Below are 24,850 nucleotides of genomic sequence, written 5' to 3' on the forward strand. Positions count from 1 at the left end.
CTCGTGCGAGCAGCAGTTCTGGAGGCGCCGCGGCAGGTTTCGGTGACCGACGTGCCGGATCCCGAGACGGGCGGCGACGTGCTGCTGAGGATGCGCGCGGTCGGGCTGTGCGGCTCGGACCTGCACACCTGGAGCGGGCGGCATCCGTTCCGCAAACCGCCCGTCGTGCTGGGCCACGAGGGCGCCGGGGAGGTCGTGTCGTCGGGCGACCCACGCTTCCGGCCTGGCGACCGCGTCGCGGTGCCGCCGGCCCTGTCGTGCTGGGAGTGCACCCGCTGCGAGACCGGGAATCCGCATCTCTGCAAGCACAAACGCGTCCCCGGCCTGGGCTGGCCAGGCATGCTGAGTGAGCTCTTCGCCGCGCCCGGGCGAGTCCTGATCCCGCTGAACGACGAGATCGGGTACGGCGAGGGCGCGATGATCGAGCCGGTCGCCGTCGGGTGGCGCTCGACATCGGCCGTGCGGGCCGGTGACGCCGTCGCGGTCCTCGGCGGCGGCGCGATCGGGAGTCTCGCGGCCGCGATCGGCCGGCACCGCGGCGCCCGGACGGTGCTGGCGAGCGACATCAAGCAGCACAACCGCGAGTTCCTGGCAGCACAAGGCGTCGACGTCGTGGTCGATCCGCTCTCGTCGGACCTGATGTCGATCGGGCTCGAGGCCAGCGGTGGCGACGGTTTCGACGTAGTCGTGGTGGCTTCCGGGCATCCGGGCTGCCTCGCGGAGGCGTTGGCGTTGTGCAGACCGCGCGGGCAGGTCGTGCTGCTGCCGATGTTCGGCGGCGCGCTGACGGTCGATCTGAATCCAGTCGTTCTCAAGGAGGTCACAGTGCAGGGCTCGACGATCTACACCCCGGCCGATTTCGCCGCGGCCGCAAGGCTCGTCAACACACGGACTCTCGACGTCCGTCCGTACATCTCGGACGTCGTGCCACTCGGCCGCACACCGCAGACCCTGGCGGCGATTGACGGCGGCGCCGCCCACCTCAAGACCCAGATCGACCCGACCCGATGAGCGTCCACGAGGTCGTCGCCACCTATCTGATCGAGACCTACCTCCCGCTGGAGCAAGCCGCCGAGGCCGTAGCCGGCGAGCAATCCACAGGCACGTTCACAGCCGTCGCACGCGAAACCCCCGAGCTCCGCGAACGCTTCGCCGCCCGAGTCGTGTCGATCGAAGAACTACCCCCCACCGGCAACCCCGACCTCCCAGGAGCCACCCGACCACCCGCACCGCGCACGGGCTCGCCGGGAGCTGGGTCACCGGGCGCTGGGTCACCAGGCTCGGCGGATGCGGCACACGCGGCCGGACGGACGAGTGGTCGGGTGCGGGTTGCCTTCGGGCTCGACAACTTCGGGCCCTCCTTGCCCAATGTGCTCGCCGCGGTGGCGGGGAACCTGTTCGAGCTCCGGCAACTGGCCGGGATCCGGCTGCTGGACCTCGATCTCCCGACGCCGTTCGCCGAGCGCTACCCCGGCTCGCAGTACGGCGTCCGCGGGACGCGCGAGCTGCTCGACCGGCCGGACGGCGTACTCCTCGGCACGATCGTCAAGCCGAGTATCGGGCTGCCGCCGGAGGAGCTCCGCCTCGTCGTCCGCGAGCTCGCCGAGGCCGGCATCGACTTCATCAAGGACGACGAGCTGATGGGCAACCCGCCGCACTCGCCACTCGCCGACCGCGTGGCCGTCGTCACGGAGGAGCTGGACAAGGTCGCCGCGCGCACCGGACGCCGCCCGATGTACGCGTTCAACATCACCGACGACCTAGACCGTATGGCCGCCAACCAGGACCTCGTCCAGGCAGCCGGAGGCACCTGCGTGATGGTCTGCGTGAACCTCGTCGGCTTCACCGCCCTCGCCTGGCTCCGAGAACGCTGCGCCCTACCCATCCACGGCCACCGCGCGATGACCGGCGTCTACACCCGCGCACCGCAGCTAGGCATCGACTACGTCGCCTGGTCCAAACTCGCACGCCTGGCAGGCGCGGATCACCTGCACACGAATGGCCTGTCCAACAAGTTCTACGAGACCGACGAAGAGGTCCTCCGCTCCATCACCGCCGTCCGGACACCACTCCTAGGAGGCTACGAGACACTGCCCGTCCTCTCCTCCGGCCAGACACCAGGATTGGCCCCAGAAACCTACCGCCGCACAAACACTACCGATCTCCTAGTCCTGGCAGGCGGCGGCATCCACGGCCACCCAAGCGGCCCAGCCGCAGGCGTCACCGCCATGCGAGCAGCCTGGTCAGCCGCAACCTCCAACACCGACCTGGACAAGGCCGCCACTCAGGTCCCCGCACTGCGCGAAGCCCTGGACAAGTTCGGCGGCATCCGTGCCTGAGACGACAACCTTCAGCCCCGACCCGACGCCCACCACCAGACAGGCTCTCGCAGCGCAACAGACCTTCAACAAGTGGGGCGGCGGTTGTGGTTGAGGCGGCGTTCTACGGGGACGACTTCACTGGGTCGACCGATGCGATGGTGCAGTTTGCTCGGGTCGGGTTGCGGTCGGTGCTGCTTGTGACGTTGCCGTCGGCATCTGAGTTGCGGGGGTTGGCCGAGCGGTACGACGTGATCGGTGTCGCCGGGATCGGTCGGTCGCTGCCGCCGGACGAGCAGGAGGCGGAGCTTCGTCCGGTGCTGAAGGCGCTTCGGGATCTTGGGCCGCGTGTGTTGCAGTACAAGGTCTGCTCGACTGCCGACTCCTCCCCCACGCGCGGCAGCATCGGGCGAGCCCTGGAGATCGGGCGGGAGGTTTGTGGCACCACCGTCGTACCCGTCCTCATCGCGCAACCGGAGCTGGGCCGCTACACCGTCTTCAGCCACCACTTCGCCGCCGAGGCCGGTACCGTTCACCGCCTCGACCGTCAACCCACCATGTCCTCCCATCCCGCTACCCCCATGGACGAATCCGATCTCCTCGAACACCTCAGCCGTCAAACGTCGCTTCCTCTTGGCGCCCTTCACCTGACCACCTACTCCACCCTCGCGACTGGCCTCACCGCGGCTGGAGATGTCGCCGCGGTTTTGCTAGATGCGCTGACCGACGAGGATCTTCGGCTGCTCGGACAGGTGATCCTGGGAGACGCGGGTGAAGCCAGGTTCGTCGTGGGCTCAGGCGGTATGTCCCGAGCCGTCGCCTTGGCCCTTCGGCCCCACGGCCGAGCAGCTACCGCGGCAGCGTCCCGTGTCGGCGGGCCGGTGTTGGTGGTGTCTGGCAGCCAGTCGCGGCGTACCGCGGAGCAGATCGAGTACGCCCGCTCCGCCGGCTGGGAGGTGCTGCCGCTCGCAGACAGTGCGACGGCTCAGACGACCGCCGCTTTCGCCGACGGTGTGCCCGCTCAGACGATCGCTGTGCCAGCGGACAGCACGGCAGGTCAGAAGGCTGCCGCGCTCGCCGACGGTGTGCCCGGTCAGACGACCGCCATGCCTGCGGACGGCACGGCAGGTCAGACGACCGCTGTGCCAGCGGACAGCACGGCAGGTCAGAAGGCTGCCGCGCTCGCCGACGGTGTGGCGGCTCAGGCGACTGCTGGGCCGGCGGACGGCACGGCAGGTCAGGCGACTAGCGCGCTTGCGGAGGGGGTGGTGGGGCGGGTGATTGGTGCGTTCGTGGCGGGGGTGGATGGGGTCGTCGTGCATACGAATGAGTTGGATCCTGGCAGCCTCGCGCAGGTGCCTGCTGCGTTGGCGGAGGTTGTGCGAGGGGTTGCTGCGGCGACCGGCGTACGTCGTGTGGTTGTGGCGGGTGGGGATACGTCCGGGCAGGTGTTGCGGGAGCTCGGGGTCAGTGCGCTTGAGCTGGTTGGTGCGTCGGAGTCGATCGCGCCTGGGGTGCATTTGTGCCGGGTGGCGTCGGGCGAGGTGGAGCTTGATGGGTTGGAGTTGTTGTTGAAGCCGGGGCAGTTGGGGGAGGTCGATCTGTTTACGCGGTTTCGGGGGTGGTGAGGGTGAAGGATTCGACTGGTGCCTGTGGGCTGTCGAGGATTTCGACGGTGCGTGGCGCGGAGGCGACGGTCAGGTTCGTGATGGTGATGTCGCGTACGACGGGGGCGTGGTCGCCGAGGTGTTCGGGTTCCGCGTGGCGGGTGGTGATGAGTACGGCGGAGGAGGTGACTGCTTCGACCGCGAGGTTTTCGACACGGACCTGCTCGATCAGGCCGCCACGTGAGGAGTTCGTCTTGATCCGTACGGCGTGGTCGACGGCTGGGCCGGTGACGTGCAGGTCGCGGGCGTGGACGTTGTGGACTCCGCCGGATACTTCGCTCCCGATCGTCAGAGCGCCGTGGCCGGCGACGAATCGGCACGACTCGATGAGGATGTTCCGGGACGGGCGGCCGACGCGGCGGCCGTCGTCGTCGCGGCCGGACTTGATCGCGATGCAGTCGTCACCGGTGTCGAACGAGCAGCCGGTGATGACGACGTCCGTGCAGGAGTCGGGATTGCAGCCGTCGTTGTTCGGGCCGTGCGAGTCGACGGTGACGCCGCGCACCAGGACGTCGCTGCAGAAGACCGGGTGCACCACCCACATCGGGGCGTTGACGATGCGGACGTCCTCGATGCGGACGCGACGACAGCTGTGCGGCTGGACGAAGCTCGGGCGGAAACCGTGACCGGGTTCGAAGACACGGTCCGCCACCGGGACGCCGTCGTCGACCATGCGCAGCAGGCGTTCCCAGTCCGTGCGCGGGCGGGTGTTGCGCCACCAGTTGTCCGTGCTCGCGCCGCCGTCGAGGGTTCCGGTGCCGGTGATCGCGACGTCCGTTTCGTCGTACGCGTAGATGAGAGGTGAGTGACTGAAGCACTCGATCCCCTGCCACCGGGTGCGGACGATCGGGTACGCCGCTGGGTCGGTGCTGAACCGCAGCGTCGCGCCGGCAGACACGTGCAGCTCGACGTTGCTGCGCAACCGGATCGCACCAGTGTGGAATTCACCGGCGGGTACGACGACACGCCCGCCGGTGAGCGCGCACGCGTCGATCGCCCTCGCGATCGCCGCCGTACAGTCCGCGTCAGGAGCGGCGCCGAAGTTGGTGATCAGGTAGTCAGTCATCGAGTGGTAGGGCTTGGGCGCGGAGGGCGTTGGCGAGTGGTACGGCGATGACCCAGCTGGGGTTCCAGGTGTTGGCGTGGCCGCGGCGTTGCCAGTGGGTTTGGAAGACGGCTTCGCCTTGTTCGCCGGGCAGGGGGAAGTTCCAGTCGTGGGGGCTGATGGCGATGGTCTGGGTGAGGGCCTGGAGGGTCGTTCGGGCAGCGTCGACGTACGACCGGCGGTTGGTGGTGAGACCGAAGGACAGCAGTTCGTACGTCGGGAAGAAGGCGTCGAGGTGATGGTTCTGGACACTGACGGTCGGCCAGCCGATCGCGTTGAAGCCGGCCGCGTGCAAGGGCGAACCCTCGTCCTGTTCAGGGGACCACACGTAGACCCAGGTCAGGAGCCAGTCGGCGGCCACCTCGCACCAGGTCGCGTAGACGGGGTCGCCGGTACGGCGGAAGAGCTCGTAGGCGGCCATGAAGTAGTACATGCCGGCTTCTTTGTCCTCGCACGCCGCGTCGAGAGTGGACCGCGAGAACGGGCGGTCGAAGGTCCGCGCGTGCTGATCGTGGTACCGGGACAGCCAGACGGTCGCCTCCGCCAACAGCTCGGCGTCGTCAAGAACCTCCGAGGCCTTCAGCGCAGCGAGTACGCACGGGATCCCGGCCGACGAGACGGTCGTCGCCGCCGGCGAGCCGTCCAGCCGCCACCCCACCGGGAACGTGCCGTCGGCCATCTGAGCGCCGGCCGAGCAGCGAAGAAAGGTCATGGACTCCGTGAGGGCGTGCAGCCAGGACGGCGGAACAGCTTCGCTGTGCGCTCGGAAGAGCGTGATGATGTCGGCCAGGTCGGCGATCGTCTCGCCGTAAGCACGGCTGGAGACCATGGGCCGGTTGCCGGTCCGGAAGCTGGTCCAGCGACGGGTGATGGCCTGATAGGCGTTGTGGCGCAGACCGGGAGTCGGCGTCGGGCTGCCCGACAGGTAGAACTCGACAGCCGCGCGGCAGCGATCGATGCGCAGGCGGTCCCGGGTGTTGAAGCCGAGCTTTGCGTCGCACCAGGCGAGCTTGAGCGCCTGGCCGGTCCACCCGTACATGAAGTGCCGCGTCTTCCGCGGACCGTTGCCCGGGATGTCACTGAACTTCGTGTACCCGGCCACCGTCCCGGACTGATACCACCGGTTGTCCAGAGCAACGGTCTTCAGCCGGATCAACTCGCCCGGCGCCAGACCGTCAGCACCGGCACCAGTGAAGACCGTGCGCGCCGTGTGGACCAGCTGCCGGAAGGCGTGACCACGAATGTCCTGCGGCCCCCAGTCGAGGACGAGCTGCTGCGTGTAGCTCTCCCCCGGCCGCAGCGTGAGGTAGCCGTCGTCGGTGGCCTCGGTCTCGGCCTTGCTGACATACCGGATGTCCTGCTTGCCGTCGAACATCAAGACGCCGCTGAGTGCCGCGATCACCGGCCCCTCCTGCCGGATCGCGCCGAGCGAACCGTAGCGGACCTGGCCGTCCCCCGAGCGGCGCGCCTGCGGGCGCGAGAGGACGGACAGCCAACGCCGTTCGCGGCCCTCGCGCCATTCGAGGTTCACCCCGGGGATCGGCAGCCGGTCCTCCTCGGCGACGAATCCCCCGCCGGGCGCCGGACCGATTCGCGGTACGGCGCGCGCCAGGTCGGCGGACGGGTTGTCGTTGTAGATCACGCCGGGGACGGTGAGCTGGCTGTCCTTCGCCCGGCCCAGGTCGAGCAGCAGCCCGACAGCAAGGTCCGCGAGCCGGCGCTTGCTCGTGTTGCGCCACCGGAGCTCGAGGTTCAACCGGTCGCCGTCGTCGAACGCCAGCTGCACCTCGACCGCGAGCGGTCCGGTGCGACAGCCGGCGCGGTGCTCGCCCGGTCGCCGCGAGATCCACCAGCCGTCGGGTGACGGCGTCCCGCCCGCCTGGAGCAGACTCGGCTGCCACGGCCGGCCGGCCGAGCAGGTCAGCAGACCGGCCAGCGGGCGTTCGAGGTAGACCGGGCCGCCGGCCAGGCCGAGCTGCAGGACCACGCCGTCCGGCGTACGGCGGAGTTCGGCTTGGCGGGGTCCCGAGGTCAGCGGTGGCATCAGGACGTCCGGCGGATCTGGATGGCCTGGTACTGCGTGCCGGGCAGCCGGACGGTCAGCGTGTCGGTGACGTTCTCACGGGTACGGCGTACCGAGTGGTTCCATACGTCCAGCACGTCGACGTCGTACACGCCCTCCGGGAGCGAGAACGTGCGGTCGGGGAACTGGTGTTCGCCGAGGTACTGCAGGTAGTACGAGCCGGGCACCGCGAGAGTCGGTGCGTCGCGGTAGTCGTCGATGGGCTCGACACCGTCCGGGAGCTCGTCGAGGACCTCACGCAACAACCGAAGCCGCTGCGCCACAACACCTGTCGGCCGACTACCCCCGGCTGACCAAGGCGTGTCGACGTACCATTCGCCATGGGTTACGTACGCCCCGCGGACCGTCCCTTCCCAGATACGGGTCAGCATCTCCTCGGGACGGAGGCTGGTGTCGGGGGTGGTGCCGTTGCCTTCGTGGCCGCAGGCGTCGACGAAGACGGGTTTGGCGTAGTCGCGGCGGAGGGCCGAGACACCACGCAGGTTCGCGAGGCGGACGCTGAGGTGGGTCAGCCACGGCGGTCCGGGATCGGTTGCCTCGTGCATCGAGATCAGGTGGTGGCTCGGATCGAGTTCGGCGATGAGCTCGGCCAGCCGGCGGACGTCCGTGGCCTGCGGTGTGCTGGTCGGCGACAGGCACCAGGTGACGTTGCGGTACGCGGACAGGCGGTTCACCGTGGCGCGGATGGTGGCCTCGTTCAGCGGGAGGATCACGTCGGCGACGATGCCGGCCGTCAAGAGGTCGCGGACCTGGTCCTCGATGGTCTCCGAGAGTGCGAGCCGGACGCGGTTGAACGGCGACGCCGCGATCGCGGGACGCGCCGCGGCCCATTGGTCGGGGCGGCCGAACCACGACGTCGTCAGCGGGTGGTACGGCGTACCGTCCGCCCATCGCAGCGCCGTCCCGAAACGCCGGACCGGACCACGCGAGGTCCCCGGCGTGCAGGTGAACTCAATGCCGGAAGACCCCGACCACTCGCCTTCCAGGTCCGGGCTGAACCGGACGAGCCAGCTGTCTCCCGACTGGAACGACTCGGCGTAGGCGGTGGCGCCGGACGGGTGGCGGAAGTGCACGCCACAAGGTCCGGATACTGGTAGTTCGAGCACGTCCCAGCGTGCTACTGACGTCATCGGGTGCCTCTCAGGGCGAGGTACGGAGTGGCGGGCAGCGGGATGCGGCTCGGGCCGGCGTATTCGGCCAGCGGGGTGATGGTCATCGCGCGGGTGTCGATCAGGTCGAAGTGGAACGGCGATCCGTCCGGCAGGTCGAGTTCCACGGCCGACGGCTGCCGGTCGCCGAGGTAGTGCAGCACGCAGCGGTCGGTGTCGACCTCGCCGTCCGACTGCCGCGGCAGTCCGGCGAACACGGCCCGCAGGAAGTCGATCCGCTCCGGGCTGTCGCCGTACAGCCGGCCGCCGATCGAGATCCACGCCCGGGTCTCACGGTCGACGAACGACTCGCCGTGACCGACGTACCCGCCGAGCGACATGCCCTGCCAGAACCGGTGCACCATCTCGTCCGCGGTCAGGTTGCCCCAGCGGCGGCCGGCGTTGCCCTCGTAGCCGATCTCGTCGATCACCACCGGCTTCGGGCACTCCCGCCACGCGGCGACCTCGGCGCCGTCCCAGTGCTGCACACTCTGGTGGGTGATCCACGGCTTGCCGAAGTCGTACGGCGTGAAGACCTCGTACATCTTGGTGCCGTTGTGGATCGACCGCAGCCGCTGGTACGGGTCGTAGCGCTGCACCAACTGGAGCAGCCGGTCCCAGTCCGCGATCGTCTTCTCGTGGTTGAAGTCGTACTCGTTAGACAGCGACCACCAGACGTTGCGGTACGCCGCCAGCCGCGCGACGACGTACCGCAGGTACGCCGCGTCCTGCGCCGGGGTCATCCGGTCGAAGCCCCACACGCCGCGGTCGTACGGGTGGAACAGGATCAGGTCCGCCTGGATCCCCAGCGCCAGCAGGTCGGCGACACGGCTCTCGAAGTGCTGGAAGAACACCGGGTCGTACCGCTCGACATCGACGGACCCGGGCGTGTTGCCCGCGAACGGGGTGCGCTCGGGGCGCATACCGTCGGTGGGCAGCAGGCACATCCGGACCTTGTCGAAGGGTGCCTCGCGCAACGACTCGAGCGTGAGCTCCTGGAGCTCCTTCGTCTCGTACGTCCAGTGGTAGCAGGTGGTGCCGATGCAGTCGTAGCGACTGCCGTCGGCGTAGGAGAAGTGGTGCCTGCCGAGCACGTCGACCGGTCCGTGGTTGCCCTGGCCCGGTGGGGCGCAGGTGAAGGTGCCCTGGTGGCCGTCCAGTTCGGGGGCGGAGCTGGACGTGATGTACGACCACTCCCCCTCGCGGTCCGGTGAGAACCGCGCACGGTAGTCCCCGTCGCCGTCGTAGAAGCCGTCGACGGTCACCATCCGGTTCCGGAACTGGTAGGTGACCTGGAACTCCACATCGACGAACGGGTTGCCGCCGGACGGCCCGGTCAGGGTGAGCTCGTGCAGGCCCCACTTCTCGATACTCATGGCAATCGGTCTCCTGCCTGGATCCACTCGGGCGCCAGGATCACGTGCTTGATGGTCTTGCGCAGGTACGAGTACGCGACGTGCAGCCGGCCGTCGCGGGTCTGCAGCAGCGTCGGGTACGAGTAGCCGAACTCGTTGTCGCGGTACTCCTCGTCCTGCACCTGGAGGTTGCGCCAGTACGGCCAGGTGGCGCCGTCGTCCTCGGACAGCGCCAGCGTCAGCGGGGTCCGCAGGGTCTTCCGGCGGACGCCGCCCAAGCCGTCGTCGACCCAGCGGAACTGGTCGCGGTCGGCGCACGAGTCGTTGAACACCATGACGAGCCGACCGTCGCTGAGCCGGAGCACCTGGATCGCCGAGTTGTTGTTCGGCAGCGTGGTCTTCTCGGGAGCGGTCCAGGTGCGGCCGTTGTCCTTCGACACCGACCGGTGGATGCGGTCGGCGGCGCGGCTGCGGTAGTAGCCGACGAGTTCGCCCGGTGACAGCTCGGCGATGCTCATCTGCACCTGTCCGACCGCATCAGGCACTTCCACGGTGGACCAGGTCGAGCCTTGGTCGGTGCTCAGTTTCACCACCGTACGCTCGGCGGCCTTGTCACAGTCGTACGCCGGCAGCAGCCAGTCGCCGTTGCTCAGGACAACAATCGGGTTCCGGATGAACGAGCCGAGGTGGTCGAACAGCACCTCGCTCCGCTCCCACGTCAGACCGCCGTCGTGGGAGGCCCGCCGAACAACCCGCGAGGTCGACTGGTCATGCGGCTCGTTCGAGGTATGCAGCAACCAAACGTCCGACGCGGGCGGGGCGACGAACAGCAGGGGGTTCTGTTCCGACCTGCGCGGGTCGGAGGACAGCTGTACGGGCGGTAGCCAGGTGTCGAAGCCGGCCGGGAGGCGGGAGAGCACGATGTTCGTGTCCGGCTCGCCCTCCCCCGGCCCGTTGAACCAGGCGCAGAGCAGGTCGCCGGACGCGGTCTCGACCAGCGTCGCGGCGTGGCTGTCGCCGGGGTGGATGGTGGGCAGGAGGGCCGCACCCTCGCGGATGCGGCCGTCGAACCTGGGATCGATCACCATGTGAGCCCGCGGGCGACCTGCGCCTTGATGTAGTCGGGGATGTCCTGCGTCTCGGTGACCAGCAGCGACGAGTCGACGTCCATGCCGTCCTTGAGCACGTGCTGCCGGAACACCTTGTACAGCGGGATGTCCCAGTACTCGGTGTTCTGGTAGTTCTTGATCACCGCGTTGTCGCCCCAGTAGACGGCCGACGTGTCGACCGCCGCCAACTCCGGGATCGCCGTACCGAACGCGTTCACGACCGCGTCGGTCTTCAGCACCGCCTTCATGCCGTACGACGAGATCCGGGTCTGCATCTCCTCCGACACCAGGTACTTGATCACGTCCAGCGCCTGGTCCTTGTGCTGCGACTGCGGCGGGATGAACGCCGCGCGGGTGTCCGGCTGGTAGATCGTCTGCGAGCCGCGCGACAGCACCGGCATCGAGGTGACGCCGATTTTCACGCTCTTGGCCCACTCGGCGAACTGCGCGGCGTCGTCCTCCTCGACGTAGTACGGGCTGAGCGCGTACGCGTTCAGCTTCGACAGGTTGTTCACCGCCATCGCGAGGTGACCGGGGAAGCTCATGTCGCCCTTGAAGAAGTCGTCCACCGTGGTGAAGTTGTTCCGCGGGATCATCAGGAACCGGTACATGTTGTTCGCGACGGTCTTCCACTCCGCGCTGGTCAGGTTGACCTTCACGTCCTCCGGCGCCGGCTGCTCGCTCGAACCGGGCACGAACGGGTAGAGCCCGAGCTGGTTCATCGCGAGATAGTTGTCCGGGTGCTGCATGTAGCCCTTGTAGTGGTGGATCCCGTCCTGCCGGGTGAGCTTCTGCGCGAGCTTGTAGACGTCGTCGTACGTCGACCCGGCCGTCGGGTACCGGACGCCGAACTTGTCGAAGATCAGCTTGTTGTAGAACAGCAGGCTCTCGTCGATCCACAGCGGGACGCCGTACAGGCCGCCGTCGGAGCGGGACTTGATCTGCTCGACCGAGCCGACGTTCAGCGTGGTGAGGTCGATGCCGGCCTGCTGCACCAGTCCGGTGATGTCCTGGGTCCAGCCCAGCGGCTCGAGGTCCCGGTCGATCCGCAGCCGCGGGTCCTCCAGGATCAGATCCGGCACCCGGCCGGCCTTGGCGATGTCCTCGTAGCGGATCGGGTAGTCCCAGGTGGCGTACTTCAGCTTGATGTTGGGGAACTTGGCCCGGATCGCGTCGCCGAAGACGGTGTCGAAGTACCGGGTCGCCTCCCGGCCCTGGTCGTTGCCGCCGAGCTCGAACGGCTTGAAGTTGGCGGCGAACACGAACAGCTCGTCGTCGGCGACCGAGAACGGCACGTTGTACTTGTTCGGGATGTCGACGACACCGGCCGCGGAGCTCACGCTGCCACGCGGCGTGGCGGTGGTGGAGCTGGTGGTGGCAGCGGCGGCGGTCCCGGCCGGGAGCACGCCGCCCAGGGCGGCCAGGCCGCCGAGCAGCGCGCTGTTGCGGACGAAACCGCGACGCGACAGGCCGGGGCCGTCGGACGAAGCGGAAGGACGCTCGGCGTTCTGAGCTTCAGACATGGAATGACCTTTCCTACGGGGCGGTGGTGGCCGTGAGGACACCCTTCAGGTCGAGCTGCTCGGCCAGGTGGCACGCGACTTTGCGGCCGCCGATCTCGCGCAGCTGCGGGACTTCGGTCTTGCACCGCGCCTCGGCGTACCCGCACCGCGGGTGGAACGGGCAGCCGGACGGCACCTTCGACGGGTCCGCGATCTCGCCGCGCAGCTTGATGCGCTCGCGGAGCCCGCGGGAGGCGGGATCGGGATCCGGTACGGCGCTCAGCAGCGCCTCGGTGTACGGGTGCAGGGGTTTGGTGTAGAGCTCCTCGGTCGTCGCGCTCTCGACGAGCTTGCCGACGTACATCACCGCGACGTCGTCGGCGACGTGCTCGACGATGCCGAGGTCGTGGGACACGAACAGGTAGGTGAGGCCGGACTCCTCCTGCAGATCCCGCAGCAGGTTGAGGATCTGGGCCCGGACCGACACGTCGAGCGCGCTGACCGCCTCGTCCGCGACCACCAGCCGCGGCTCGGTGGCGAGCGCCCGCGCGATCACGACCCGCTGCCGCTCGCCGCCGCTGAACGCGTGCGGGTAGCGGTGCGCGTACTCGGCCCGCAGCCCGACGCGACGCAGCAGCGCGGCGACCTTGTCGTCGATCTCGTCACGCGACCCCGCCGCCTGCACCCGGAGCGGCTCGGCGATGATGTCGCGCAGCGTCTTGCGCGGGTCGAGCGAGGAGTGCGGGTCCTGGAAGATCAGGCGGACCTGACCGCGGTACGGCTTCAGCTGCTTCTCGCTCAGCGGCGCCAGGTCGACACCGTCGAACATGATGCTGCCCGAGGTCGGCTCGTAGGCGCGGACGATGCAGCGGCCGAGGGTCGTCTTCCCGCAGCCGGACTCGCCCACGAGCCCGAGCGTCCGGCCGGCCTGGATCGACAGGTCGACACCGTCGACCGCCTTCACGAAGCCCCGGTTCCGCCCGAGGAACCCGCCGTGCAGCGGGAAGTGCATGGTCAGCCCACGCGTCTCCAGCAACGTCATGACTTCTCCTCGCCGTACAGCAGACAGGCAACGTCGATCTCGTCGCTGCGCACCCGGAGCGGCACGGTCGTGTCGCACTTCCCGGCCATGAACGCGTCGCATCGCGGGTGGAACCGACACCCCGACGGCCGCTCGTACGGCGGCGGTACGGTCCCGCGGACTGCGACCAGCCGCTCCTGCCCGCGCGCACCGAGTCTGGGCACCGAACGCACAAGTGCTCGCGTGTAAGGGTGTTTGGGCCGGCTGAGCACGGCGGACGCCGGCCCCTGCTCGACGACTTCGCCGAGATACATCACCGCGACCTCGTCGGCGACCTGCGCCGCGACGCCGAGGTCGTGCGTGATCAGCATGATCGCCATCCCGAACTCCTGCTGCAGGTCCTGCAGCAGGTCCAGGATCTGCGCCTGGGTGGTGACGTCGAGCGCGGTCGTCGGCTCGTCCGCGATCAGCAGCCGCGGCCGGCACGACAGCGCCATCGCGATCATCGCGCGCTGCCGCATGCCCCCGCTCAGCTGGAACGGGTACGAGTCCACGCGGCGCTGCGGGTTCGGGATGCCGACCCGGCCGAGCATCTCGATCGCGCGCTCCCGGGCGGCCTGCTTGCCGAGATGCTCGTGCAGCCGGATCGCCTCGACGATCTGGTCGCCGATCGTGTGCACCAGGCTGAGCGACGCCATCGGCTCCTGGAACACCATCGCGATGTCGGCCCAGCGCACCTGCCGCAGCCGCTTGTCCTTCGCGGCCAGCAGGTCGAGCGGCTCGCTGTCCGGCGCGTCGTCGTACAGCAGGATCTCGCCGCCGACGATCCGGGCCGGCTTCTCCACCAGCCGCAGGATCGACCGGGCGGTGACGCTCTTGCCGCACCCGGACTCGCCGACCACGGCGAGCGTCCGGCCGCGTGGGACCGACAGGCTGACGCCGTCGACAGCCTTCACCACCCCGTCGCCGAGCTCGAAGTGAGTCCTCAACGAGCGCACTTCCAGTAGAGGTTGCATCAGAGGGTCCTCACTTGTAGGGATCCGCGGCGTCGCGCAGACCGTCGCCGACGAAGTTCATGGCCAGGACGACCACCACGACCGCGAGGCCGGGTGTCAGCAGCCACGGCGCCGTGGCGACCGCGCGGATGTTCTGCGCGCCCTCGAGCAGCACGCCCCAGCTCACCGCGGGCGGCTGCAGACCGAGGCCGAGGAACGACAGGCTGGTCTCGGCGAGGATCATCCGCGGCACCGCCATCGAGATCGACGCGATGATGTGACTGGCGAACGACGGCACCATGTGGCCGAAGATGATCCCGGTCCGGCCGACGCCGTCCAGCCGGGCCGCCATCACGAAGTCCTCCTCGCGCAGGCTGAGGAACCGGCCGCGGACGTCCCGCGCCAGCCCGGTCCAGCCGATCAGCGAGAGGATCACGGTGATCGCGAAGTACCTGGTCAACGGTCCCCAACTGCCCGGCAGGGCGGCCGACAGCGCCATCCACAGCGGCAGCGTCGGGACCGACATGATGAACTCGATGATCCGCTGGATGATGTTGTCGACCGTGCCGCCCAGGTAGCCGGAGATACCGCCGATCAGCATGCCGAGCACGAAGCTCGCGAACACGCCGACGAGTCCGATCGACAACGACACCCGGGCGCCGTGGATCAGCCGGGACAGCAGGTCGCGGCCGGACTGGTCGGCGCCGACCAGGAAGAACGGCTCGCCGGCCGTCGTCGGCCCGATCAGGTGGATGCTCGACTTGATCGGGCCCAGGATCGAGTACTCGTCGCCGCGCACGAACCACCCGATGTCGACGATCTTCGACTTGTCGACGGTGAAGGTCTGCTCGAACGTCTCCTGGTTGCGCGTCGACGAGTACCCGTACACGAACATCCCGTGCTCGGCGTCGACATGGATCCGCTGCGGTGGGGCGTACGGCAGCGAGGTGTGCGCGGTGTCGGCACTCGACGGGGCGAAGAAGCCCGCGAAGATCGCGACGAAGTAGATCGGGACCAGCACGATCAGCCCGATCAGCGCCAGCCGGTGCCGGCGGAACTGCCGCCACATCAGCCGCCACTGCGGCAGCGCGCCGTGGTCGCGAAGGCTCTTCACGACCTCCGCCGGCACTTCGTGCGAGGTGTCAGGAGCGATCGCCTCGGTCTGCTGGACCATTCAGATCTATCCCTTCTGGAACCGGGTGCGGATCCGCGGATCCCACCAGGCCAGTGCGAGGTCGCTGAGCATCGTGCCGATCACCGTCAACGTGCTGAGGATCAGCACGAAGCTGCCGACCAGGTACATGTCCTGGCTCTTCACCGCCCCGAGCAGCAGCGGGCCGCTGGTCGGCAGGCTCATCACGACCGACACGATCGTCTCGCCGCTGATCAGGCCGGGCAGCAGCCAGCCGACCGTGCTGAAGAACGGGCTGAGCGACATCCGGACCGGGTACTTGAGCAGCAGCTTCCACTCCGGCAGGCCCTTCGCCCGCGCGGTCGCGACGTACGGCTTGTGCAACTCGTCGAGCAGATTCGCCCGGGTGATCCGGATCAGGCCGGCCGTCCCGGCGACGCCGACCACCACGATCGGGATCCACAGGTGGGACAACAGGTCGAGCAGCTTGCCCAGGTTCCAGGCCGCGTCGGCGTACTCCGGTGAGAACAGTCCGCCGACGCTCTGGCCGAAGTACCGGAACCCGATGTACATCATCACCAGCGCGAGCATGAACTCCGGCACGGCCATCCCGATGAAGCCGAGGAACGAGGCCAGGTAGTCGCCGCCCGAGTACTGCCGTAGCGCGCTGTAGATGCCGATCGGGAACGCGATCGCCCAGACGAACAGCAGGCTGGCGATCGACAGCACCATCGACAGCAGCACCCGGTTGCCGATCAGGCTGGCCACCGACTGGTTCCAGGCGAACGACTGGCCGAGGTCACCGTGCAGTACGACGCCCTTGATCCAGGTGAGGTACTGCACGATGAACGGCTTGTCGAGCCCGTAGTGCCGCTTCAGCTCGGCGATCTGCGAGTCCGGGATGTCCTGGCCGCGGGCCTCCGCGTTCGCGATCACCGTGGTGGTGTAGTCGCCCGGCGGCAGCTTGATGACCACGAAGGTGACGAACGAGATCGCCGCCAGCGTGATGCCCATCCAGACCAGCCGCCGGGCCACGAAGCGCAGCATTACTGGCCGATCGCGAACTGCTCGGGGTGGACGATGCCCGGGGCGACCGATTCGCTCATCGTGGCCGGCACGTTGTGGAAGTCGTTCTTCACCACGCCGTACGTGTTCGGGACCGAGCTGATGCCGATGTAGTAGAACTGGTCCGCCGCGATCTGCAGGATCTGCTTGCCCAGGTCGAGCGTCTTCGCCGGGTCCGGCTCCTGCCGAGCCTGGGTGAACAGCTCCATCTGCTTCTTGATCTCGGCCGGCGGCTGCACGCCTTCCTCGCCCTTCGACTGGTACCACTGCGCCCAGCCGATGCCGTACCGCGCGCTGCCGTCGTTGGTCGGCACCCAGTAGTGGTCACCGCCGGTCCCGGTGGGCAGCACGAACGTGCCGCAGGTCCAGGTGCCGGCGTCGTGGTCGTTGGCCTTGACCCGCTCCTTGTAGAGGTCTTCACTGACCGCCTGGGTGCGCAGCTCGATCCCGACCGCGGCCCAGCGCTTCTTGACGAACTCGATCGCCTCGACGTGGTCCGGGAACGACTCGCTGACCAGCACGGCCACCGACACCGGCTTCCCGTCGGTACCGAGCCGCTTGCCGTCCGCCGACTTCTTGGTCAGCCCGGCTGCGTCGAGGTGCTGGTTCGCCTTGGCGGCGTCGAACTCCAGGAACTGCGTGGCCAGCTGCTCGTTGTAGTACGGCGAGTCCTTCGGCGGCGCACCCTGCCAGGGCTCCCCCTGGCCGGCGTAGACCGCGTCGATGACCTCCTTGCGGTTGATCGCGTGCGACAGACCGGCCCGGAACTCCTTGTTGGAGAACAGCGCCCGCTTGACCGGGTCCTTGTGGGTCAGGTTGAGGCCGAGGACCATCGTGTTGGTGAGCTGGGTCGGCACCTCGAAGATCTTGTAGCCGCCCTTCTCCCGGTTCTGCGCAACGACCGGCTTGTTCTGCGGCGTGCCGAAGTTCCGGTACTGCATGCCGAACTCGCCGTTCATCACCTTGAGCAGCTCGACCTGGGCGTCCTGGACGACCTCGACGCGGCAGTTGTCGATGTACGGCAGCTGCCGGCCCTGGTCGTCGACCTTCCAGTAGTACGGGTTCCGGGTCAGCGTGACCGCGGAGCCCTTGCCGAGCGCGGTGGTCACCTTCCACGGCGCCAGCGTCGGCTGCTCCGCGTTGGTCCACGGGTTCTGCTTCTGCGCGAACAGGTCGGTCCAGCTGCCGACACCGGCCTTCTTCGCCAGCGCGTTCGCAAACTTGTTGTACTTCAGGTGGAACTGCTGGAAGTAGTGCTTCGGCAGCAGCATCCCGTAGGCGCCTTCACGCTCGAAGATGCCGTCGGCGATCTGCACCAGCAGCGACGGCTGCGGCGAGCTGTAGGTCATCTTGATCGTGCGCTCGTCGACCTTCTCGACCTTCGCGATCTTGCCGGTGTCCGGCGACGTGAACGCGTCGTACAGACCGTCCGGGTGCAGACCCTCGTCGCACTGGACCTCGAGGATCGTGAAGATCAGGTCGTCCGCCGTACACGGCTTGCCGTCGGACCACTTCATGCCCTCACGCAGGGAGAAGGTGTAGACCTTGCTCTCGGCATCGACCGTGAACTCGCAGGTGTTCGCCTCGATCTCGTCGTAGCCGGGCTTGCCGACCTTGTCGGGCTTCCAGCGCAGCAGCGGCTCGTAGCGCATCGCGTACCACAGCCACTGGGTGTCCTCCTGGGTCAGCATCGCCGACCGCCAGGTGCCGCCGTACATCGCCTTGCCGTCGAGGGGCTTGATCACCGGCGGGTTCTTCGGGAGCCGGTCCGCCAGTGGCGGCAGCGTGCCCTTGTCCACCAGGGCTTTCAGCATCGGCGATTCCTTCTCGCCGACCGCGGCGGCTTGCGCACCGGCCCCGGCCGGCTTGGTGTCGAAGAAGCCGCAGCCGGGGACGGTGGCGACGGCCAGCAGGCCGAGACCGCCCTGCAGCAGCCGGCGTCGATCGATCTTGCTCTCAGACATCGTCATGACCTCACTGCTGCTCGAGCGTGATGTTGCTGAACTGCGCGGTCCCGTAGTCGACGAGACCGTTGTCGTCCAGAAGGCCGCCGTCGATGGCGAACCCGATGTAGAAGGAGCGGTTCGGCATCACGAGCTTCTCGTAGCCGAAGCGGTCCCACTTGACTTGATCCGTGGAGATGAACGCCTCGAACTCGACGTCCCGGAACTGCGGGCGCTCGCGCCGGAGCAGCCGCAGCCAGTACACCTTCGTGGGATCCAGGTAGCTGCCGTCCCACGGCCACGGGCCGACGCTGGGCACGGAACCGTGGGTCTGGATCCGGATCGCCTGCGCCTTCATGCCGCCGTCGTCGGTGGCCGTCGGCGCGGCACTCGCGTTGTCGTTGACCGTGCCGTACCCACCCGCGACGCCGAAGCCGATCCCGCCGTACATGAACGGAGCCGCCGGGTCGAGCGAGTCGCGGATCATCAGGCCCGCGGTCAGCCCGTTGGCGATCTTGCTGATCTTGTCCAGCCGCGCGGTGATCTGCGAGACCGCGCCGGCACCGCCGGCCTGGAGCTTTCGGTACACGTAGTGGAAGTTGCTGCTCCGCCCGTAGATCCGGCCGGAGCCCTTGATGGTCAGGACCCCACCGTCCAGGCTCCCCGATCCCGGCACCGGCGGCTTCCCGACCGAGGCCGACGTCCAGCCCGCCGTACCCACCTGCTTGTTGACGTGCAGTTGGACGGCGGTCGACTGGGTCGCCGTACCGTTGCGGTCGGTGGCCCGCGCCGTGACCCAGTAGGAGCCATCCGCAACGTTCTTCCACTGCACCTGGTACGGCGCGCTCGTCGCGGTGCCGATCACCTGGTCACCGGCGAAGAACTCGACCTTGGCCAGCTGCCCGCCCTTCGCGGCGGAAGCATCGGCCTTGATCGTCACGGTCGGCGCGGACCGGCCGGCGAACGTCTGGTTCTGCGCCGGGGCGGTGATCCGCACGGCCGGGTTGCCGACCGGGTCCGGGACCAGCGAGTTGAGGTAGTTCTCCAAGTAGGTGTAGCCGTTCGGCGCGATCTTCTGCGCGTCCGACGGGTCGTTCGGGTCGAGCCCGTTCGCCTTCTCCCACCAGTCCGGGATGCCGTCGTGGTCGGAGTCCACCGGCGCCTCGGTCTGGGCCAGCTCCGGGTAGCCGCCGACCTGCTTCTGCGAGTTGATCAGCCGCCCGGTCCCGTTGCGGACCTCGTCGACGATCCGGGCGTCGGCGGCGTCGCGCCGGGGCAGGATCGCGCCGGCTCCGGCGAGCACCGCCTCGTACGCCTTGCCGGCCGCTTGGAGCTCGCCGCGGCCCGGGATCGGCTGCGGCTCGGCCAGTTCGACGATGCCGCCGATCGGGTACCTGATGCCGCGCCGGTTGTGCGCCGTGACCTCCGGGTGGCCCTCGACCTGGTTGCCGGCGACGTACCACTGGCCGCCGCGGTTGGCGCTCACCACGACCGGCGCGACCTCGTCGAGCGTGGTCGGGCCCGGCTTGTAGAAGTTGTTCATGATGTTGATGCCGTTGGCCCACTCACCGCCGTACACCGAGGTGTACCCGTGGTCGTAGATCACGTTGTTGTAGTGGTCGACCTCGAGGTTGATGCCCTCGGTGTAGCCGAAGCGCGGCTGCCGTCCGCCCTGGTGGGCGACCAGGTTGTGGTGGTACGTGTTCCGCTCGCCGCCCCAGATGCCGCCGTACCCGTGCCGGTTCTTCGGGTGCGCGGACAGCGCCAGGCCCTCGGAGACGATGCACCACTGGACGGTGACGTCGAAGTTCCCGTACGGCGACAGGCACTCGTCGACCGCCCAGCTGAACGAGCAGTGGTCGATGATCAGGTTGCGGATCTGCGGGCTCACCGAGCCGGGCACGTTGGTGTTGAAGGCGTCGTCGGCGACCGCGTTCTCGTCGCCGAGCCGGAACCGCAGGTAGCGCATCACGATGTCGTGCGCGCCGCCGCTGATGTTGGTGCCGTAGCCCGCCACGCAGATCCCGCCCCCGGGCGCGGTCTGTCCGGCGATCGTCAGGTTGCTCCCCGCGATCTTCAGGCCCGACTGCAGCTGGATCGTGCCGGAGACCCGGAACACGATCGTCCGGTCGGAGCCGGAGACCGCGTCCCGCAGCGATCCGGGTCCGGAATCGGCCAGCGTGGTCACTTCGTACACGGAGCCACCGCGGCCACCCGTGGCCCACATCCCGGCGCCCTCGGCGCCCGGGAAGGCCGGCAGCCGGTCCTCGTTCGCAGTGGCGCCGGCAGTCTTCGCGGTCGCTGCGGCGGTCGCCGTCGGCGTGATGCCGAGCGACGCGACACCGATGGCGGCCGCGGTGGTCCCGACGAATCCGCGCCGGGACCAACCCGGCGCCGGGGCTTCGCCAGGGAGAGTTTCTGTCATCGTCCATGCCTCGCTTTCGGCAGGGGGCGGCTGCTGAGTCGCACAGTCTGAATATCTAGTCAACTCCGAATGGAACGACGGCCCTCATGGTCACGGAGGTTACGAAGGCATGTCAAGAGCGTGACGCAGGAAAGTTGCAATCGTTTGCAGGCAGAGATTTCCTCGACCGCAATCGTTTGCACGAACTCTTGCCGGATCGTCCGCGCCAGTGGTTACCTAGCCTCCATGCCTTTGCGCCCACTCCCCCACGGCAGCACCAGGATCAGCGGCGGCTTCTGGTTGGAACGGCAACGCACGAACCGCGACACGACCATCCCGGCCGCCGCACAGCGGCTCGAGGAGGCCGGAACGCTCCGCAACTTCCGCCGGACGGCCGGGCAGGAGACCGGGGCCGACGCGAGCACCGAGCCGGCCTTCGCCGGCAAGCTGTTCGCGGACACCGACGTCTACAAATGGCTGGAAGCCGTTGCCTGGGAACAGGACCGCGAGCCCTCGAGCGAGCTCGCCGCCTGGCAGGTCGGCACCAATGCCCTGGTCGCCGCCGCGCAGGAGCCCGACGGCTATCTCAACACCCACACTCATCTGGTCCTGGACGGGCAGCGGTACGGCGACCTGGAGAAGGGGCACGAGCTGTACTGCGCGGGACATCTGTTCCAGGCGGCGGTGGCGCAGGTGCGGGCAACCGGGGATCGCACCTTGCTCGACGTCGCGTGCCGGTTCGCCGATCACCTGTGCAAGACCTTCGGCCCCGGCCGGTTGGAGGGTGTCGACGGGCATCCCCTGATCGAGACGGCCCTCGTCGACCTGTACCGCGAGACCGGTACGGCGGCGTACCTGGAGCTGGCGTCGTACTTCGTCGAGACCCGCGGCCACGGGACGCTGACTCCCCCGGGTCACCACGGCCCGGCGTACTTCCAGGATCACCTTCCGGTGCGCGAGACCCGGACGATCGCCGGGCACGCGGTCCGGGCGCTGTACCTGGCGTCGGGCGCGACCGACGTCGCGGTGGAGACCGCCGACGACGAACTGCTCGGCACGTTGCGGGCGATGTGGTCGACGATGGTCGAGAGCCAGACGTACCTGACCGGCGGGCTCGGTTCCCGCTGGTACGGCGAGGCGTTCGGCGACCCGTTCGAGCTGCCGCCGGACGCGGCGTACTGCGAGACGTGCGCGGCGATCGCGAGCGTGCAGTGGAGCTGGCGGCTGTTGCTCGCGACCGGCGAGAGCAAGTACGCCGACCTGATCGAGCGGACGCTCTACAACGCCGTGATCTCCGGGGTGTCGCTCGACGGTGACCGGTTCTTCTACGTGAACACGTTGAAGGTCCGGCACAACGCCTTCGCCGACGATCAACGGTCGGCCGTGGGCGGCAGGCAGCCGTGGTTCGGTACGGCGTGCTGCCCACCGAACGTGATGCGCACGCTGTCCTCGCTCGACCAACTGGTCGCGACCGCGGACGACGACGGGGTGCAGGTGCACCTCTACGCGCCGGCTTCGGTGCGCGCGGGCGAGATCGGCTTCGAGATCGAGACCGAGTATCCGTGGCACGGGACCGTTCGGGTGCGGATCACAGCGACTCCGGACACACCGTGGACGCTCAGGCTGCGGATCCCGGCGTGGGCGGACAGCCAACGGCTGACGGTGAACGGGCACGAAGGCCCGCTGCGACGGGTATGGTCCGTCGGTGACGAGGTCGTGCTGGAGTTGCCGGTCGCGGCGCGCCGGACGGCGCCGGACGCGCGGATCGACGCGGTGCGCGGCTGCGTCGCGATCGAACGCGGCCCGTTGGTGTACTGCTTCGAGCAGCAGGACGCGGACGTCGTCCTCGACCACACCGCGGTCATCGCGGGCGAGCTGGTCGAGCGGGAGCAACCTGACCTGCTCGGCGGCGTGACCACCATCGACGTACCGGCACGTGACGGCACGCTGACCGCGATCCCCTACTACGCCTGGGCGAACCGGACGGTCGGACCGATGACGGTCTGGATCCGGGAGGACGCGTGAACTACTGGGAGGATCCCGGTCCCGGGTACGGCGTGCTGCCGCCACGCGCCGCGGTACGGTCGGATGCGCCGCGGTTGAGCCTGAACGGGCAGTGGCGATTCCGCTGGACGCCGTCGGTGCCTCCGGCCGGTTTCGAAGCGCCGGACTTCGACGACTCCGACTGGGACTGGTTACCCGTGCCGTCGTCGTGGCCGATGCACGGCCACGGGAGTCCGGCGTACACGAACCAGAAGTATCCGTTCCCGGTCGACCCGCCGTACGTGCCCGACGAGAACCCGACCGGGGACCATCGGCTGGCGTTCGAGCTGCCGGCGTCGTGGAGCGGTCCGACCGTGCTGCGGCTCGACGGCGTGGACTCGTGTGCGCGGGTCTGGCTGAACGGGGTCGAGCTCGGGGTGACGCGCGGGTCGCGGCTGCCGGCCGAGTTCGCGGTCGGCGGCGTGCTGCGGCCGGGGCGGAACGTGCTGGCGGTGCGTGTGCACCAGTGGTCCTCCGGGTCGTACCTCGAGGATCAGGACATGTGGTGGCTGCCGGGCATCTTCCGTGATGTCACGCTGATCTCGCGGCCGGTGGACGCGGACGTCTTCGTGCACGCCGACTACGTGGACGGTTCCGGCGTACTGCGGGTCGAGTCGGCGCCGGGTGGGATCGTGCGGATCCCGGAGCTGGACGTCGAGGTGCCGAGCGGGAGGACAGTGGCGATCCCGGGCGTCGAGCCGTGGTCGGCCGAGGTGCCGCGGTTGTACGACGCGGTCGTGGAGCTGCCCGGCGAGCGGATCGCGCTGCGGATCGGGTTTCGGACGGTGGAGATCGTCGACGGCGTCCTGCGGGTCAACGGCCGGCGGATCGTGTTCCACGGCGTGAACCGGCACGAGCACGATCCCGCGTTCGGTCGCGCCGTACCGCTGGAGCGGCTGCGCGAAGAGCTGCTGATGATGAAGCGGCACAACATCAACGCGATCCGGACCAGTCACTACCCGCCCGACTCCCGGCTGCTGGAGCTGTGCGACGAGCTCGGGTTCTGGGTGATGGACGAGTGCGACTACGAGTCGCACGGGTTCTTCCTGCTCGACTGGCGTGGGAACCCGGCCGACGATCCGCGGTTCCTGGACGCGTCCCTGGACCGGATGCGGCGCACGGTCGAGCGCGACAAGAACCACCCGTGCGTGGTGATGTGGTCGCTCGGGAACGAGGCCGGCGTCGGGTCGAACCTGACCGCGATGGCCGCGTGGACGCGGGACCGGGATCCGTCCCGGCCGGTGCACTACGAGGGCGACCTGACGTGCGCCGACGTGGACGTGTACAGCCGGATGTACGCGTCGCACGCCGAGGTCGAGGCGATCGGGAAGCGCGCCGAGAAGCCGTTGGACGATCCGGTGCTGGACGCGCGGCGGCGGGCGATGCCGTTCGTGCTCTGCGAGTATTCGCATGCCGGCGGCAACGGTCCCGGCGGTTTGCCGGAGTACGAGGAGCTCTTCGACCGGTACGAACGGTGCCAGGGCGGGTTTCTGTGGGAGTGGATGGAGCACGGCATCCTGCGTGCCGACGGGTCGTACGGTTACGGCGGCGACTTCGGCGAGGAGCTTCACGACGGGACGTATGTGCTCGACGGTCTCGTCTTCCCCGACCTGACGCCGCAGCCGGTCCTCGCCGAGGTCCACAAGGTCTACGAGCCGGTCCGCCTGACGATCGCCGACGACGTGCTCACCGTCACCAACAGGTACGACGTACTCGACACCCTCCCACCTCTCTTTCCACTGGGACCTGACTGACGAAGGCGTCGTGGTGGACCGCGGCACCCTGGACATCCCGGTCGTCGCGTCCGGCGAATCGGCCACGATCAAGCTCCCCGCCCTCCCGCCCCAGGACCGGGAACGCTGGCTGACAGTCCGCGCCGTCCTCACTGAGGACTGCGCCTGGGCCCCAACAGGCCACGAGATCACCTACACCCAAGCCCTCGCCCCGCTACCCCCGGCCC

At 68.6% G+C, this 24,850-nt stretch carries 17 protein-coding genes and 1 pseudogene; 6 read left to right on the forward strand and 12 right to left on the reverse strand.

The window, feature by feature from the left end:
- The first annotated feature begins 3 nt into the window (after window positions 1-3).
- From AB0L64_RS29575 to AB0L64_RS29585, 3 genes are all read left to right on the forward strand, one after another.
- Entirely contained in the window at window positions 4-1,011 is a 1,008-nt protein-coding gene (locus AB0L64_RS29575; protein ID WP_363715283.1) for an alcohol dehydrogenase catalytic domain-containing protein, read from the forward strand.
- Window positions 1,008-2,339 carry a RuBisCO large subunit C-terminal-like domain-containing protein gene (locus tag AB0L64_RS29580; RefSeq protein WP_363715286.1) on the forward strand — a complete coding sequence of 444 codons (1,332 nt, stop codon included), beginning with the start codon at window positions 1,008-1,010 and terminating at the stop codon, window positions 2,337-2,339. The genes AB0L64_RS29575 and AB0L64_RS29580 overlap by 4 nt, the downstream gene beginning before the upstream one ends.
- Before the next feature lie 86 nt (window positions 2,340-2,425).
- Window positions 2,426-3,946, forward strand: a complete 1,521-nt coding sequence (locus tag AB0L64_RS29585; protein ID WP_363715288.1) for a four-carbon acid sugar kinase family protein — start codon at window positions 2,426-2,428, stop codon at window positions 3,944-3,946.
- Here the strand turns inward: AB0L64_RS29585 and AB0L64_RS29590 are convergent.
- From AB0L64_RS29590 to AB0L64_RS29645, 12 genes are read right to left on the reverse strand one after another with little or no spacing between them, the layout of a single operon-like run.
- Window positions 3,924-5,051 (reverse strand): glycoside hydrolase family 28 protein, encoded by a 1,128-nt coding sequence (locus AB0L64_RS29590; protein WP_363715290.1) that lies wholly within the window; start codon window positions 5,049-5,051, stop codon window positions 3,924-3,926. The genes AB0L64_RS29585 and AB0L64_RS29590 overlap by 23 nt on opposite strands.
- Window positions 5,044-7,134 (reverse strand): hypothetical protein, encoded by a 2,091-nt coding sequence (locus AB0L64_RS29595; RefSeq protein ID WP_363715292.1) that lies wholly within the window; start codon window positions 7,132-7,134, stop codon window positions 5,044-5,046. Before AB0L64_RS29595 ends, AB0L64_RS29590 begins: the two co-directional genes overlap by 8 nt.
- Window positions 7,134-8,303, reverse strand: a complete 1,170-nt coding sequence (locus tag AB0L64_RS29600; RefSeq protein WP_363715294.1) for a DUF5605 domain-containing protein — start codon at window positions 8,301-8,303, stop codon at window positions 7,134-7,136. The genes AB0L64_RS29595 and AB0L64_RS29600 overlap by 1 nt, the downstream gene beginning before the upstream one ends.
- Complete coding sequence (locus AB0L64_RS29605; RefSeq protein ID WP_363715296.1) at window positions 8,300-9,697, reverse strand: DUF5060 domain-containing protein; 1,398 nt, start codon at window positions 9,695-9,697, stop codon at window positions 8,300-8,302. The genes AB0L64_RS29600 and AB0L64_RS29605 overlap by 4 nt, the downstream gene beginning before the upstream one ends.
- Entirely contained in the window at window positions 9,694-10,761 is a 1,068-nt protein-coding gene (locus AB0L64_RS29610) for a sialidase family protein (protein WP_363715297.1), read from the reverse strand. The genes AB0L64_RS29605 and AB0L64_RS29610 overlap by 4 nt, the downstream gene beginning before the upstream one ends.
- On the reverse strand, window positions 10,758-12,308 hold the full coding sequence (locus tag AB0L64_RS29615) for an extracellular solute-binding protein (RefSeq protein WP_363715299.1): 1,551 nt from the start codon (window positions 12,306-12,308) through the stop codon (window positions 10,758-10,760). The genes AB0L64_RS29610 and AB0L64_RS29615 overlap by 4 nt, the downstream gene beginning before the upstream one ends.
- A 13-nt stretch (window positions 12,309-12,321) precedes the next feature.
- A complete protein-coding gene (locus AB0L64_RS29620) occupies window positions 12,322-13,329 on the reverse strand; it encodes an oligopeptide/dipeptide ABC transporter ATP-binding protein (RefSeq protein WP_363715301.1) in 1,008 nt (335 codons plus the stop codon).
- Entirely contained in the window at window positions 13,326-14,324 is a 999-nt protein-coding gene (locus AB0L64_RS29625; protein WP_363715303.1) for an ABC transporter ATP-binding protein, read from the reverse strand. Before AB0L64_RS29625 ends, AB0L64_RS29620 begins: the two co-directional genes overlap by 4 nt.
- Window positions 14,325-14,334: 10 nt before the next feature.
- The gene (locus AB0L64_RS29630) at window positions 14,335-15,477 is read right to left on the reverse strand and encodes an ABC transporter permease (RefSeq protein WP_363715305.1); all 1,143 of its coding nucleotides are present in this window, start codon (window positions 15,475-15,477) and stop codon (window positions 14,335-14,337) included.
- Window positions 15,478-15,483: 6 nt separating this feature from the next.
- On the reverse strand, window positions 15,484-16,482 hold the full coding sequence (locus AB0L64_RS29635) for an ABC transporter permease (RefSeq protein WP_355700063.1): 999 nt from the start codon (window positions 16,480-16,482) through the stop codon (window positions 15,484-15,486).
- Window positions 16,482-18,464 (reverse strand): ABC transporter substrate-binding protein, encoded by a 1,983-nt coding sequence (locus AB0L64_RS29640; RefSeq protein WP_363715308.1) that lies wholly within the window; start codon window positions 18,462-18,464, stop codon window positions 16,482-16,484. Before AB0L64_RS29640 ends, AB0L64_RS29635 begins: the two co-directional genes overlap by 1 nt.
- A 10-nt stretch (window positions 18,465-18,474) precedes the next feature.
- Window positions 18,475-20,868, reverse strand: coding sequence for an Ig-like domain-containing protein (locus AB0L64_RS29645; RefSeq protein ID WP_363715310.1), 2,394 nt, complete (start codon window positions 20,866-20,868; stop codon window positions 18,475-18,477).
- A 225-nt stretch (window positions 20,869-21,093) separates the two neighbouring features.
- On the opposite strand from AB0L64_RS29645, the gene AB0L64_RS29650 reads away from it, so the two are divergent.
- The 3 genes and pseudogenes from AB0L64_RS29650 to AB0L64_RS29660 all read left to right on the forward strand — a co-directional run.
- Window positions 21,094-22,872, forward strand: a complete 1,779-nt coding sequence (locus tag AB0L64_RS29650; protein WP_363715313.1) for a beta-L-arabinofuranosidase domain-containing protein — start codon at window positions 21,094-21,096, stop codon at window positions 22,870-22,872.
- Window positions 22,869-24,644, forward strand: a complete 1,776-nt coding sequence (locus AB0L64_RS29655) for a glycoside hydrolase family 2 TIM barrel-domain containing protein (protein ID WP_363715316.1) — start codon at window positions 22,869-22,871, stop codon at window positions 24,642-24,644. Before AB0L64_RS29650 ends, AB0L64_RS29655 begins: the two co-directional genes overlap by 4 nt.
- Window positions 24,645-24,657: 13 nt before the next feature.
- Window positions 24,658-24,768: pseudogene (locus AB0L64_RS29660) on the forward strand (hypothetical protein); the annotation flags it as partial.
- Window positions 24,769-24,850: the final 82 nt, after the last annotated feature.

This window comes from Kribbella sp. NPDC051936, assembly GCF_040680955.1.
Taxonomy (GTDB): Bacteria; Actinomycetota; Actinomycetes; order Propionibacteriales; family Kribbellaceae; genus Kribbella.

Coding starts and splice junctions, on each gene's coding strand:
- AB0L64_RS29615 (WP_363715299.1), bottom strand. CDS start 12,308: ATGTCTGAAGCTCAGAACGCCGAGCGTCCTTCCGCTTCGTCCGACGGC.
- AB0L64_RS29630 (WP_363715305.1), bottom strand. CDS start 15,477: ATGGTCCAGCAGACCGAGGCGATCGCTCCTGACACCTCGCACGAAGTG.
- AB0L64_RS29650 (WP_363715313.1), top strand. CDS start 21,094: ATGCCTTTGCGCCCACTCCCCCACGGCAGCACCAGGATCAGCGGCGGC.
- AB0L64_RS29580 (WP_363715286.1), top strand. CDS start 1,008: ATGAGCGTCCACGAGGTCGTCGCCACCTATCTGATCGAGACCTACCTC.
- AB0L64_RS29605 (WP_363715296.1), bottom strand. CDS start 9,697: ATGAGTATCGAGAAGTGGGGCCTGCACGAGCTCACCCTGACCGGGCCG.
- AB0L64_RS29645 (WP_363715310.1), bottom strand. CDS start 20,868: ATGACAGAAACTCTCCCTGGCGAAGCCCCGGCGCCGGGTTGGTCCCGG.
- AB0L64_RS29620 (WP_363715301.1), bottom strand. CDS start 13,329: ATGACGTTGCTGGAGACGCGTGGGCTGACCATGCACTTCCCGCTGCAC.
- AB0L64_RS29640 (WP_363715308.1), bottom strand. CDS start 18,464: ATGTCTGAGAGCAAGATCGATCGACGCCGGCTGCTGCAGGGCGGTCTC.
- AB0L64_RS29635 (WP_355700063.1), bottom strand. CDS start 16,482: ATGCTGCGCTTCGTGGCCCGGCGGCTGGTCTGGATGGGCATCACGCTG.
- AB0L64_RS29595 (WP_363715292.1), bottom strand. CDS start 7,134: ATGCCACCGCTGACCTCGGGACCCCGCCAAGCCGAACTCCGCCGTACG.
- AB0L64_RS29600 (WP_363715294.1), bottom strand. CDS start 8,303: ATGACGTCAGTAGCACGCTGGGACGTGCTCGAACTACCAGTATCCGGA.
- AB0L64_RS29625 (WP_363715303.1), bottom strand. CDS start 14,324: ATGCAACCTCTACTGGAAGTGCGCTCGTTGAGGACTCACTTCGAGCTC.
- AB0L64_RS29590 (WP_363715290.1), bottom strand. CDS start 5,051: ATGACTGACTACCTGATCACCAACTTCGGCGCCGCTCCTGACGCGGAC.